At 53.4% G+C, this 12,966-nt stretch carries 9 protein-coding genes and 1 pseudogene; 8 read left to right on the top strand and 2 right to left on the bottom strand.

Annotation, left to right across the window (positions count from 1 at the left end; genetic code table 11):
- Positions 1-6: 6 nt before the first annotated feature.
- The 4 genes from ubiG to yfaE all read left to right on the top strand — a co-directional run bounded on the left by ubiG (position 7) and on the right by yfaE (position 4,961).
- Complete coding sequence (gene ubiG, locus OGV75_RS20705) at positions 7-735, top strand: bifunctional 2-polyprenyl-6-hydroxyphenol methylase/3-demethylubiquinol 3-O-methyltransferase UbiG (RefSeq protein WP_016157023.1); 729 nt, start codon at positions 7-9, stop codon at positions 733-735.
- Positions 736-1,178: 443 nt separating this feature from the next.
- Entirely contained in the window at positions 1,179-3,464 is a 2,286-nt protein-coding gene (gene nrdA, locus OGV75_RS20700) for a class 1a ribonucleoside-diphosphate reductase subunit alpha (RefSeq protein WP_016153798.1), read from the top strand.
- A 112-nt stretch (positions 3,465-3,576) separates the two neighbouring features.
- Positions 3,577-4,707, top strand: coding sequence for a class Ia ribonucleoside-diphosphate reductase subunit beta (gene nrdB / locus OGV75_RS20695; RefSeq protein ID WP_016153799.1), 1,131 nt, complete (start codon positions 3,577-3,579; stop codon positions 4,705-4,707).
- Positions 4,707-4,961 (top strand): ferredoxin-like diferric-tyrosyl radical cofactor maintenance protein YfaE, encoded by a 255-nt coding sequence (yfaE, locus tag OGV75_RS20690; protein ID WP_016153800.1) that lies wholly within the window; start codon positions 4,707-4,709, stop codon positions 4,959-4,961. The genes nrdB and yfaE overlap by 1 nt, the downstream gene beginning before the upstream one ends.
- Positions 4,962-5,133: 172 nt before the next feature.
- Here the strand turns inward: yfaE and glpQ are convergent, their stop codons facing one another.
- Together glpQ and glpT are read right to left on the bottom strand one after the other, a co-directional pair.
- Entirely contained in the window at positions 5,134-6,201 is a 1,068-nt protein-coding gene (gene glpQ / locus OGV75_RS20685; protein ID WP_016157024.1) for a glycerophosphodiester phosphodiesterase, read from the bottom strand.
- A 3-nt stretch (positions 6,202-6,204) separates the two neighbouring features.
- Positions 6,205-7,563: a glycerol-3-phosphate transporter gene (gene glpT, locus OGV75_RS20680; RefSeq protein WP_016153802.1), complete on the bottom strand. Its 1,359-nt coding sequence runs from the start codon at positions 7,561-7,563 to the stop codon at positions 6,205-6,207.
- A 270-nt stretch (positions 7,564-7,833) separates the two neighbouring features.
- Between glpT and glpA the strand changes: the two genes are divergently transcribed.
- From glpA to OGV75_RS20660, 4 genes and pseudogenes are all read left to right on the top strand, one after another.
- Positions 7,834-9,462 carry an anaerobic glycerol-3-phosphate dehydrogenase subunit A gene (gene glpA / locus OGV75_RS20675; RefSeq protein WP_016157025.1) on the top strand — a complete coding sequence of 543 codons (1,629 nt, stop codon included), beginning with the start codon at positions 7,834-7,836 and terminating at the stop codon, positions 9,460-9,462.
- Positions 9,452-10,711: a glycerol-3-phosphate dehydrogenase subunit GlpB gene (glpB, locus tag OGV75_RS20670; protein WP_286481123.1), complete on the top strand. Its 1,260-nt coding sequence runs from the start codon at positions 9,452-9,454 to the stop codon at positions 10,709-10,711. Before glpA ends, glpB begins: the two co-directional genes overlap by 11 nt.
- Positions 10,708-11,898 carry an anaerobic glycerol-3-phosphate dehydrogenase subunit GlpC gene (gene glpC, locus OGV75_RS20665; protein WP_016153805.1) on the top strand — a complete coding sequence of 397 codons (1,191 nt, stop codon included), beginning with the start codon at positions 10,708-10,710 and terminating at the stop codon, positions 11,896-11,898. The genes glpB and glpC overlap by 4 nt, the downstream gene beginning before the upstream one ends.
- A 183-nt stretch (positions 11,899-12,081) precedes the next feature.
- Positions 12,082-12,952: pseudogene (locus OGV75_RS20660) on the top strand (Rpn family recombination-promoting nuclease/putative transposase).
- The last annotated feature ends 14 nt before the right edge of the window (positions 12,953-12,966 follow it).

Here is a 12,966-nt window from a genome sequence, read left to right as displayed (position 1 = left end):
GCCCCAATGAATGCCGAAAAACCTCCGGTAACTCACAACGTTGATCAGGAAGAAATTGCCAAGTTTGAAGCAGTCGCGTCACGCTGGTGGGATCTTGAGGGTGAATTTAAGCCACTGCACCGTATTAACCCGCTGCGCCTGGGCTACATCACGGAGCGCTCAGGCGGCCTGTTTGGTAAAAAGGTACTCGACGTCGGCTGCGGCGGCGGCATTCTGGCGGAAAGCATGGCGCGCGAGGGCGCAACCGTCACCGGGCTGGACATGGGCTTTGAACCGTTACAGGTAGCAAAACTACATGCGCTGGAGAGTGGCATCCAGGTGGAATACGTTCAAGAAACGGTTGAAGAACATGCGGAAAAACATGCGCATCAGTATGACGTTGTGACCTGCATGGAAATGCTGGAACACGTACCGGACCCGCAGTCGGTGGTCAGGGCCTGCGCCAGACTGGTCAAACCGGGCGGCGAAGTGTTTTTCTCCACGCTTAATCGCAACGGCAAATCCTGGCTAATGGCGGTGGTCGGCGCGGAATATATTTTGCGTATGGTGCCGAAAGGTACGCATGATGTGAAAAAATTCATTAAGCCGGCTGAACTGTTAGAGTGGGTTGACCAGACCGTGCTGAAAGAGCGTCATATGACCGGCCTGCACTACAACCCGATCACCAACAGTTTTAAACTCGGCCCCGGCGTTGATGTGAACTATATGCTACACACTACCGCGCAAGCAGATTAACCTCCTCCACCCGGCCGGATAAGGCGTGCAACGCCGCAATCCGGCACCGTACCTGATAGTGCGCAGCTTTCGGGCCTGCGCATCGCCTACCAATCCTGAGTAGGATCGTCAGGGCAATTTTTGCGCCAGGTCATAAGAACTTACCTTGCCTTAGATGAAGAAATCAGCACTCGATCAAATTTTCTATTTTTTTTCTCAATTATTGACATCCTCGCCAGGCCTTATAAGACGCGCACTTAGCGATTATTACCCTTTTGCAACCTCAATTTAACCTCAAAATCAACTCTTGTACTGAAAAGAATCCCTACTAGAATACTCACCATATAGCGTCTACTTTATCAAACAACCCCTACATATAGTATTTATCCACAGACTTAGTCACAACATGACTTTGTGGATAATATGGGGGATATTTTTTCTTTCACGGACAGGTAAAAAACCACATGAATCAGAGTCTGCTGGTGACAAAGCGTGATGGTAGTACAGAGCGCATCAATCTCGACAAAATCCACCGAGTTCTGGATTGGGCGGCAGAAGGACTGAATAACGTATCGATTTCTCAGGTCGAGTTGCGCTCCCACATTCAGTTTTATGACGGTATCAAGACATCCGATATCCATGAAACAATCATCAAAGCTGCCGCCGACCTGATCTCCCGCGAGGCACCGGATTATCAGTACCTGGCTGCTCGCCTGGCGATTTTCCATCTGCGCAAAAAAGCCTACGGCGAGTTTGAACCGCCGAAACTGTTCGACCATGTCGTGAAAATGGTTGAAATGGGCAAATACGACAATCATCTGCTGGAAGACTACACGGAAGAAGAGTTCAAGCAGATGGACTCGTTCATCGTACACGACCGCGATATGACCTTCTCCTACGCTGCGGTGAAGCAGTTAGAAGGTAAATACCTGGTACAAAACCGTGTTACCGGTGAGATTTATGAAAGCGCGCAGTTCCTCTACATTCTGGTAGCGGCCTGCCTGTTCTCTAACTATCCGCGTGAAACGCGTCTGCAATACGTAAAACGTTTCTACGACGCCGTTTCTACGTTTAAAATTTCGCTGCCGACGCCGATTATGTCCGGCGTGCGCACCCCTACCCGTCAGTTCAGCTCCTGCGTACTGATCGAGTGCGGCGACAGCCTGGACTCCATCAACGCCACCTCCAGCGCGATTGTGAAATACGTTTCCCAGCGCGCCGGCATCGGTATCAACGCCGGTCGCATCCGTGCGCTGGGTAGCCCGATCCGCGGCGGTGAAGCGTTCCACACCGGTTGTATTCCGTTCTACAAGCACTTCCAGACCGCGGTAAAATCCTGCTCCCAGGGCGGCGTACGCGGCGGTGCTGCAACGCTGTTCTACCCAATGTGGCACCTGGAAGTTGAAAGCCTGCTGGTCCTGAAAAACAACCGTGGCGTCGAAGGCAACCGCGTGCGTCACATGGACTACGGCGTACAGATCAACAAACTGATGTACACCCGTCTGCTGAAGGGCGGCGACATCACGCTGTTCAGCCCGTCCGACGTTCCAGGCCTGTATGATGCGTTCTTCGCTGACCAGGACGAATTCGAACGTCTGTACACCAAATATGAAAACGACGACAGTATCCGCAAGCAACGCGTGAAAGCCGTTGAGCTGTTCTCACTGATGATGCAGGAACGTGCCTCTACCGGGCGTATCTATATTCAGAACGTTGACCACTGCAACACCCATAGCCCGTTTGATCCAATTGTCGCTCCGGTGCGCCAGTCTAACCTGTGCCTGGAAATCGCCCTGCCGACCAAACCGCTGACCGACGTTAACGACGAAAACGGCGAAATTGCGCTGTGTACGCTGTCCGCATTTAACCTCGGTGCTATCAACAGCCTGGACGAGCTGGAAGAGCTGGCCGAATTGGCGGTGCGCGCGCTGGATGCGCTGCTCGATTATCAGGATTATCCGATTCCTGCCGCCAAACGCGGCGCGATGGGTCGCCGTACGCTGGGTATTGGCGTGATCAACTACGCCTACTGGCTGGCGAAAAACGGTAAGCGTTATTCTGACGGCAGCGCGAACAACCTGACTCACAAAACCTTTGAAGCCATTCAGTATTACCTGATGAAAGCCTCTAACGAGCTGGCGAAAGAGCAAGGCGCGTGCCCGTGGTTTAACGAAACGACCTACTCCAAAGGTATTCTGCCGATCGATACCTATAAAAAAGATCTCGATGCTATTGTCAACGAGCCGCTGCATCTGGACTGGGAACAACTGCGCGAATCCATCAAAACGCACGGTCTGCGTAACTCCACGCTGTCAGCCCTGATGCCATCGGAGACCTCTTCGCAGATCTCTAACGCCACCAACGGTATTGAACCACCGCGCGGCTATGTGAGCATCAAAGCGTCGAAAGACGGTATTCTGCGCCAGGTCGTGCCGGACTACGAACACCTGCACGACGCGTACGAACTGCTGTGGGAAATGCCGAACAACGATGGCTATCTGCAACTGGTAGGTATCATGCAGAAATTTATCGATCAGTCGATTTCCGCCAACACCAACTATGATCCGTCGCGCTTCCCATCCGGAAAAGTACCGATGCAGCAGTTACTGAAAGACCTGCTCACCGCCTACAAATTTGGTGTCAAAACGCTGTATTATCAAAACACCCGTGACGGTGCGGAAGATTCTCAGGACGATCTGGTGCCGTCCATTCAGGACGATGGCTGCGAAAGCGGCGCATGTAAGATCTGATGAACGATGCCGGGTGGCACCAGGCTCACCCGGCCTACAGTAGCTTGGTTTGTAGGCCGGAAAGGGTGCTTGTAACGCCATCCGGCACTCATCCCACAAAGGATTCACATCAATGGCATACACCACTTTTTCACAGACGAAAAATAACCAACTTCTGGAACCGATGTTCTTCGGCCAGCCGGTGAACGTCGCCCGCTACGATCAGCAAAAATATGACATCTTCGAAAAACTGATCGAAAAGCAGCTCTCTTTCTTCTGGCGTCCGGAAGAAGTTGATGTTTCTCGCGATCGCATCGACTTCCAGGCGCTGCCGGAACATGAAAAGCATATCTTCATCAGCAACCTGAAGTATCAAACGCTGTTGGACTCCATTCAGGGACGTAGCCCGAACGTGGCGCTGCTGCCGTTAATCTCGATCCCTGAGCTGGAAACCTGGGTGGAAACATGGGCGTTTTCAGAAACGATCCACTCCCGTTCCTACACCCACATCATTCGTAACATCGTGAACGATCCGGCGGTGGTGTTTGATGACATCGTCACCAACGAGCAGATCCAGAAACGCGCGGAAGGCATTTCCAGCTATTACGACGAATTGATTGAGATGACCAGCTACTGGCATTTGCTGGGTGAAGGCACGCATACCGTTAACGGTAAAACGGTTGTCGTAAGCCTGCGTGAACTGAAGAAGAAGCTGTATCTGTGCCTGATGAGCGTGAACGCGCTGGAAGCGATCCGCTTCTACGTCAGCTTCGCCTGCTCCTTCGCCTTCGCCGAACGCGAACTGATGGAAGGCAACGCGAAAATTATTCGCCTGATCGCCCGCGATGAAGCCCTGCATTTGACCGGGACCCAGCATATGCTGAATCTGCTGCGCAGCGGCGTGGACGATCCGGAAATGGCGGAAATCGCCGAAGAGTGTAAACAAGAATGCTACGACCTGTTCGTACAGGCCGCGCTGCAGGAAAAAGAGTGGGCGGATTATCTGTTCCGTGACGGCTCAATGATTGGCCTGAACAAAGACATTCTGTGCCAGTACGTTGAGTACATCACCAACATCCGTATGCAGGCTGTCGGACTCGACTTGCCGTTCCAGACCCGCTCTAACCCAATCCCATGGATCAACACCTGGCTGGTGTCTGATAACGTGCAGGTTGCGCCGCAGGAAGTGGAAGTCAGCTCTTACCTGGTCGGCCAGATCGATTCGGAAGTCGATACCGACGACCTGAGTAACTTCCAGCTCTGATGGGCCGCGTTACTCTGCGCATCTCTGGCACACAACTGCTGTGCCAGGATGAACACCCTTCCCTGCTTGCCGCGCTCGAATCGCACAATGTTGAAGTTGAATACCAGTGCCGCGCAGGTTATTGCGGCTCCTGCCGTACCCGTCTGGTAGCGGGACAGGTCGACTGGATTGCCGAACCTCTGGCCTTCATTCAGCCAGGTGAAATTTTGCCCTGCTGCTGTCGGGCAAAAGGCGATATTGAAATAGAGCTGTAACGCGTGGCGGGATAAAAATTACGACTAAAAAAGAGCCGCCGATGGACGGCAGCTCTTTATTTCTCCTGGAGGCAGGTATGGCCACGTTGACGGCAGACGGCCTTATCTAGCCGTTAATAACATTTGATCCAACCAGGCCTGTGACCGGAGGTGCATCACAGACCTTGTGCCATTACTCTTTATTCAGGAATGTCACTGCTTTGTCGGGGAAGTCGGTGAACAGCCCGTCAACGCCCGCCTTGTTATACAGAATGTCATACAGCTGGTTTACGTCAGTGGTGTAATCCGGCAGCTGATCGGCACGAACGGTATAAGGATGCACCACCATCTTATTCTGATGCGCGTCCTGTACCATACCCGTTAACGAGATATTGCCTTTCTTCGACTTCTCATCAATCAGCATGTGATAGTCCGGCCCAATGCCGTCCGCATACTGCGCAACCTGCTTCATGGCACCCGGTTTAAACATCCAGTCGTAGTTGTAATTAACCCAACTACCGTCCGGCTTTTTCTCCTGAGTTTCATTCCAGTCAGTGTACGCAATCAACTGTACCAGATTGAGATCCATCCCCATCTTCGGTTCCAGTTCATTCTTAATGCGCTTTAACTCTGCGACATCAAAACACTGTAGATAAACCTTGTCGTTCTTGTCGGTGTACCCGTACTTTTTCAGCACTTCCAGCGTCTTAGCCGCAATGTCCTTCCCTTCCTGATGATGGAACCACGGCGCTTTCATTTCCGGGTAAATGCCAATGTTTTTACCGGTTGAATGATTTAATCCCTGAACGAACTCAATCTCTTCTTCGAAAGTGTGCACACGGAAATCAGATTTACCCATCGGGAAACGCCCTGGGTAGGTCTGGACCTTTTTGCCATTTTCGATATCAAAGCCTTCGGTAAATTTCAGCGATTTAATCTCATCCAGCGTAAAGTCGATAGCGTAGTAGCGCCCATCTTTACGCGCACGATCCGGGAAACGCTCGGCAACATCGGTGACGCGGTCAAGGTAGTGGTCATGCAGGACAACCAGATGGTCGTCCTTGGTCATCACCAAATCCTGTTCCAGGTAATCAGCCCCCTGAGCATAAGCCATCGCTTTTGCTGGCAGCGTATGCTCCGGTAGATAACCGCTGGCGCCACGGTGCGCAATCACGATTTTTTCTGCGGCAACCGCCGCGCTGCTCACCACAATACCTGTCAGCATTAGCGCCACGCTGAGACTTTTCAATGTGGTTTTCATCTATTAGCCCCCGTTACGCTTCAGTGCGATCTCTTCGTGATGGCGTTTTTCGCCAATCATGACGACCACCAGCAGAATAACCGCCAGCACGCTACCGCCAATCATCACCATAAAGCCGCCGTCCCAACCGAAGAAGTCAACGGTATAGCCAACAATGGCGCTCGCCGCTACGGAACCGCCGAGATAACCGAACAGACCGGTAAAGCCAGCCGCCGTACCCGCCGCTTTTTTCGGTGCCAGTTCCAGCGCATGCAGACCAATCAACATTACCGGACCGTAGATCAGGAAGCCGATGATGATCATACAAGCCATATCCACGTTCGGGTTGCCTGCCGGGTTCATCCAGTAGACGATAGTCGCGATAGTCACCAGCGTCATAAAGAACACGCCGGTCGCACCACGGTTGCCACGGAAGACTTTATCCGACATCCAGCCGCACAGCAGCGTGCCCGGAATACCCGCATATTCATACAGGAAGTAGGCCCAGGATGATTTATCCAGCGCGAAATGTTTCACTTCTTTCAGATAGGTCGGGGACCAGTCCAGGATGCCGTAGCGCAGCAGATAAACAAACACGTTGGCGATAGCGATGTACCACAACAGTTTGTTCGGCAGTACGTATTGCATGAAGATCTGCTTCGCAGTCAGCTCTTCTTCCGCTTTCTCGTTGTAATCGTCCGGATAGTCGTTCTTGTACTCTTCGATAGGCGGCAGGCCACAAGACTGCGGCGTATCACGCATCAGAGCAAAAGCAAACAGCGCGACGACGATCGCACCGAAAGCAGGCATGTACAGCGCCGCTTTCCAGTCATTGAACCAGGCCATACCCAGCAGGAACAACAGAGGAGGCAGACCACCGCCCACGTTGTGCGCACAGTTCCAGACGGAGACAATGCCCCCACGCTCTTTCTGCGACCACCAGTGCACCATGGTACGACCACACGGCGGCCACCCCATTCCCTGGAACCATCCGCAGAGGAACAGCAGCACAAACATAACCGCAATGCTCGAAGTCGCCCACGGCACAAAGCCCATGAACAACATGACTGCGGCGGCCAGAATCAGACCCGCTGGCAGGAAAACGCGCGGATTCGAGCGATCCGAAACGGACCCCATGATGAATTTCGAAAATCCGTAAGCAATGGAGATACCGGATAACGCAAAACCCAGATCGCCACGCGAGAAACCTTGCTCAACCAGATACGGCATCGCAAGGGCAAAGTTCTTACGTACCAGATAGTACGCGGCATAGCCAAAGAAAATCCCCAGAAAGATCTGCCAACGTAATCGACGATATGTCGGGTCGATCTCCGCTGCAGGCAAACGCGCCGTGTGTGACGCTGGTTTAAAAATGCTCAACATAGTGTAGCCTCCGTGGCCGTCTTTCATTCGAAGTAAACACTGCAGTTCGTCATTACTACCCTACCGCTCCCAGTGTGGCCGCGATGTTAAGGAAAGATACATAACAAAAATGTGAAACGCTGCACATATTGTTACAGATTTATGACAAATGTTCATAAAGGCGCACGAAATCACGTTTCATTTTCGAATAATGAGCGATTATGCGCGAAATCAAACAATCCATGTTTTTTATGTGGCTAAATGATAAAAAACGAACTGTGAGGAAAAACAATGAAAATTCGCGACTCGCAAACAAGTGACGTGATTATCATTGGTGGAGGAGCAACAGGTGCAGGGATCGCACGCGATTGTGCGCTGCGCGGGTTGCGCGTCATCTTAGTGGAACGCCACGATATCGCCACAGGGGCGACCGGACGTAACCACGGTCTGCTGCACAGCGGTGCACGCTACGCCGTCACCGACGCTGAATCTGCCCGGGAGTGCATCAGCGAAAACCAAATTCTCAAACGTATCGCCCGTCATTGCGTTGAGCCGACGGATGGTCTGTTTATTACCCTGCCGGAAGATGAACTCTCCTTCCAGGCAACCTTTATTCGCGCCTGTGAAGAGGCCGGTATTCGCGCAGAAGCCATTGACCCTAAGCAGGCGCGCATTATCGAACCTTCCGTCAACCCACAGCTGATTGGCGCGGTAAAAGTGCCGGACGGCACGGTTGATCCTTTCCGCTTAACCGCCGCCAACATGCTGGATGCGCGTGAGCATGGCGCAGTAATCTTAACGGCGCATGAAGTGACGGGACTGATTCGTGAAGGGGCAACGGTTTGCGGCGTGAACGTACGCAATCATCTGACGGGTGAGATGCAGTCTCTGCATGCACCGGTAGTCGTCAACGCCGCCGGGATCTGGGGCCAGCGCATTGCGGAATATGCCGATCTGAGCATCCGTATGTTCCCGGCCAAAGGTTCGCTGCTGATTATGGATCACCGCATTAACCAGCATGTCATCAACCGCTGTCGTAAGCCGTCTGACGCCGATATCCTGGTGCCCGGTGATACCATTTCGCTGATTGGCACCACCTCACAGCACATTGATTACGATGATATCGACAGCAACCGCGTCACCGCAGAAGAGGTCGATATATTGCTGCGTGAAGGCGAAAAACTGGCGCCGATTATGGCGAAAACGCGCATTTTACGCGCCTACTCCGGCGTGCGTCCTCTGGTAGCCAGCGACGACGATCCAAGTGGCCGTAACGTCAGTCGTGGGATTGTACTGTTCGATCACGCCCAGCGTGACGGACTGGACGGGTTTATCACCATTACTGGCGGCAAATTGATGACCTACCGCCTGATGGCAGAGTGGGCCACCGATGCCGTTTGCCGTAAGCTGGGCAATACCCAACCTTGCACAACGGCAGACACGGCGCTGCCTGGCTCACAAGAATCGACCGAGCATACGCTCAAACGCGTGATCTCGTTGCCCGCGCCACTGCGCGGCTCAGCGGTCTACCGTCACGGCGATCGCACCCCTGCGTGGCTTAGCGAAGGTCGTCAGCACCGCAGCCTGGTCTGTGAATGCGAAGCGGTCACTGCAGGTGAAGTGCAGTACGCCGTCGAGAATTTGACCGTCAACAGCCTGCTGGATTTGCGTCGCCGTACCCGTGTTGGAATGGGGACCTGCCAGGGCGAATTGTGTGCCTGCCGCGCCGCAGGTTTGCTGCAACGTTTTAATGTCACCACCGCCGCGCAATCTATCACCCAGCTTTCCGATTTCCTCAATGAACGCTGGAAAGGCGTGCAGCCTATCGCCTGGGGAGATGCGCTGCGCGAAAGCGAATTCACACGCTGGGTCTATCAGGGATTGTGCGGTCTGGAAAAGGAGCACCAGGATGAAATTTGATACCGTCATTATCGGCGGCGGCCTGGCCGGACTGCTGTGCGGCCTGCAACTGCAAAAAAGCGGTTTACGCTGCACGATTGTCACTCGCGGCCAAAGCGCCCTGCATTTCTCCTCCGGCTCACTGGATTTGCTCAGCAACTTACCCGATGGCCAACCGGTGACGGATATAGAAGCAGGCCTGAATGCGCTGCGCACTCAGGCACCCGCGCACCCGTACAGCACCATCGGAACGCACAACGTCCTGGAGCTGGCCCAGCAGGCGCAAAATCTGCTGGAAGAATGCGGAACGCATTTGCAAGGCAAGGTACATCAGTCACATCAACGCATCACCCCGCTGGGAACGCTGCGCTCAACCTGGTTAAGTTCCCCGGAAGTTCCGGTCTGGCCGCTGTCCGCGCAGCGTATCTGCGTTGTAGGTATTAGCGGTTTACTGGATTTTCAGGCACATCTCGCCGCGGCGTCGCTGCGTCAACGCAATCTCAGCGTCGAGACGGCAGAAATCGATCTGCCTGAGCTGGATGTCCTGCGTGATAACCCGACCGAGTTTCGCGCCGTCAATATTGCGCGCCTGCTGGATAACGAAGATAAATGGTCGCTGCTCTATGACGCTTTACTACCAGTAGCAAAAACCTGCGACATGATAATTATGCCGGCCTGCTTCGGTCTGGCGGATGAACAGCTCTGGCAATGGCTTAACGAGCGTCTCCCCTGCTCGCTGACGCTGTTACCGACCCTCCCGCCTTCGGTACTGGGTATGCGTTTGCATAACAAATTGCAGCGCCAGTTTGTGCGCCAGGGCGGCGTCTGGATGCCGGGTGATGAAGTGAAGAAAATCACCTGTCAGGACGGCGTAGTCAGCGAAATCTGGACCCGTAATCATGCCGATATTCCTTTGCGGCCACGTTTCGCCGTGCTCGCCAGCGGCAGCTTCTTCAGCAGCGGGCTGGTCGCCACGCGTGAGGCCATCTACGAACCTATCCTGGGGCTGGATGTACAACAAACCGCCACCCGCGCCGAGTGGTATGAGCGTGACGTCTTCGACACACAACCGTGGCAGCAGTTTGGCGTTACGACCGATGCCGGGCTGCGCCCATCGCTGGCGGGACAAACGATAGAGAACATGTATGCCATCGGTTCCGTTCTCGGCGGATTCGACCCTATCGCCCAGGGTTGCGGAGGCGGCGTGTGCGCTGTTAGCGCCTTACACGCCGCACATCATATTGCGAAACGTGCAGGAGGCCAGCAATGAGCGACACACGTTTTGAAAGTTGTATCAAATGCACGGTGTGCACCACGGCCTGCCCGGTAAGTCGCGTCAATCCGAACTACCCTGGTCCTAAACAGGCCGGACCGGACGGTGAGCGTCTGCGCCTGAAAGATGGCGCGTTATATGACGATGCGCTGAAATACTGCATCAACTGTAAGCGTTGCGAAGTAGCCTGTCCGTCAGATGTGAAGATTGGCGATATCATCCAACGCGCGCGCGCCAAATACGACACAACGCGTCCGTCGCTGCGTAACTTTGTCTTAAGCCATACCGATTTGATGGGTAGCGTGTCCACACCGTTCGCCCCGATAGTGAATACCGCCACCTCACTCAAGCCGGTGCGTCAGCTGCTGGATTACGCGCTAAAAATCGACCATCGCCGTACGCTGCCGAAGTACTCTTTCGGTACCTTCCGCCGCTGGTATCGCAGCGTTGCCGCACAGCAAGCGCAATATCAGGATCAGGTTGCCTTTTTCCACGGCTGTTTTGTGAATTATAACCATCCGCAGCTCGGCAAAGACCTGATCAAAGTGTTGAATGCGATGGGAACCGGGGTGCAACTGCTGAGCAAAGAGAAATGCTGCGGCGTACCGCTGATTGCCAACGGCTTTACCGATAAAGCGCGTAAGCAGGCGGTGAGCAACGTGGCCTCGCTCAGAGAAGCAATTGACGGCAAAGGCATTCCGGTGATCGCCACCTCATCAACCTGCACCTTTGCGCTGCGTGATGAATATCCGGAAGTGCTGGACGTCGACAACTCAGGTCTACGCGAACACATTGAACTGGCAACCCGCTGGCTGTGGCGCAAGCTGGATGAAGGCAAAACGCTGCCGCTGAAAACGCTGCCACTGAAAGTGGTCTACCACACGCCATGCCACATGGAGAAAATGGGCTGGACGCTCTACACGCTGGAACTGCTACGACAAATTCCAGGGCTGGAGCTAACGGTGCTGGACTCGCAATGTTGCGGGATTGCCGGGACATACGGCTTTAAAAAGGAAAACTACCCGACATCGCAATCCATTGGCGCACCGCTGTTCCGCCAGATTGAAGACAGCGGCGCTGATATCGTCGTCACCGACTGCGAAACCTGTAAATGGCAGATTGAGATGTCTACCAGTAAGCGCTGCGAACACCCCATCACCCTGCTTGCCAAAGCGTTAGGTTAATTCTGTTGCCCGGTGGCGTTGGCTACCGGGCATTTTTGCGAATGCCGTTGTACATAACTGAATACGTTGCAACCGGACGTATTTATCTCTGACTCCTCCACGCAAAAAATCAATTCCTCAAATGCAGCCCGCGTCATTCGTGGGTACCGTCACGCCATCTTCTTCCTCTGGTGACGGACTACCATGGTTAAATCAGCAACATCAACACCGCATGATGCGGTTTTTAAAAAGATAATTTCTTATCCTGAGATGGCTCGCGATTTTCTTGAAATTCACCTTCCCGTCGCATTACGCGAGATATGTGACCTGCAAACGCTGAAGCTGGAGCCTACCAGTTTTATCGAAAAGGATCTCCGTGCTTACTATTCCGACGTATTGTGGTCGTTAAAAACCCGCGAAGGTGAAGGCTACATCTACTGCGTTATCGAACATCAGAGTACAGCGGTACAACACATGGCATTTCGCCTGATGCGTTATGCCACTGCCGCCATGCAATATCACCTGGATGCCGGATACAGAACGCTACCTCTGGTTATCCCCATGCTTTTTTATCACGGGCAACAGAGCCCGTATCCGTGGTCGCTCAACTGGCTGGACGAATTTGATTACCCACAACTGGCGCGCAAGCTTTACTCAGAAGCATTTCCGCTAGTGGACATCACTGTGGTATCTGACGACGAGATTATGCAGCATCGGCGTATCGCTCTACTTGGTGGACAGGCTGGTCGCGCTTTTAGTTACTCGTACCGTTAATGACAGCCAGTTGCAAACGCTGTTTAATTATCTGCTACAGCGCGGTGAGGCTTCTCATGTCAGCGAATTTATCCGTGAAATTGCCGGGCGCTCACCCCATAACAAGGAGAAATTGATGACGATCGCAGAGAAACTACGCCAGGAAGGCCATCACAATGGATTGCAGGAAGGCTGGCTAAAAGGAACACGAGAAGAAGCATTACGTATTGCCCGCATGATGCTGGAGCGAGGCATCGATCATGAGACAGTCCTGACCCTTACCGGATTTTCTGCTGACGACGTGACAGAGCATCACCATTAGGAGCTATTTCAGGC

Origin of the sequence: Citrobacter sp. Cb028, from assembly GCF_030336705.1 — a bacterium.
GTDB lineage: Bacteria > Pseudomonadota > Gammaproteobacteria > Enterobacterales > Enterobacteriaceae > Citrobacter > Citrobacter braakii.
The sequence above is the reverse complement of the archived record's forward strand: the minus strand, read 5'-3'. Positions and strand labels throughout refer to the sequence as shown.

What these genes read in the sequence shown, in the direction of transcription:
- nrdB (WP_016153799.1), top strand. Translation starts at nt 3,577, where the DNA reads ATGGCATACACCACTTTTTCACAGACGAAAAATAACCAACTTCTGGAA.
- glpB (WP_286481123.1), top strand. Translation starts at nt 9,452, where the DNA reads ATGAAATTTGATACCGTCATTATCGGCGGCGGCCTGGCCGGACTGCTG.
- glpT (WP_016153802.1), bottom strand. Translation starts at nt 7,563, where the DNA reads ATGTTGAGCATTTTTAAACCAGCGTCACACACGGCGCGTTTGCCTGCA.
- nrdA (WP_016153798.1), top strand. Translation starts at nt 1,179, where the DNA reads ATGAATCAGAGTCTGCTGGTGACAAAGCGTGATGGTAGTACAGAGCGC.
- glpC (WP_016153805.1), top strand. Translation starts at nt 10,708, where the DNA reads ATGAGCGACACACGTTTTGAAAGTTGTATCAAATGCACGGTGTGCACC.
- glpA (WP_016157025.1), top strand. Translation starts at nt 7,834, where the DNA reads ATGAAAATTCGCGACTCGCAAACAAGTGACGTGATTATCATTGGTGGA.
- glpQ (WP_016157024.1), bottom strand. Translation starts at nt 6,201, where the DNA reads ATGAAAACCACATTGAAAAGTCTCAGCGTGGCGCTAATGCTGACAGGT.
- yfaE (WP_016153800.1), top strand. Translation starts at nt 4,707, where the DNA reads ATGGGCCGCGTTACTCTGCGCATCTCTGGCACACAACTGCTGTGCCAG.
- ubiG (WP_016157023.1), top strand. Translation starts at nt 7, where the DNA reads ATGAATGCCGAAAAACCTCCGGTAACTCACAACGTTGATCAGGAAGAA.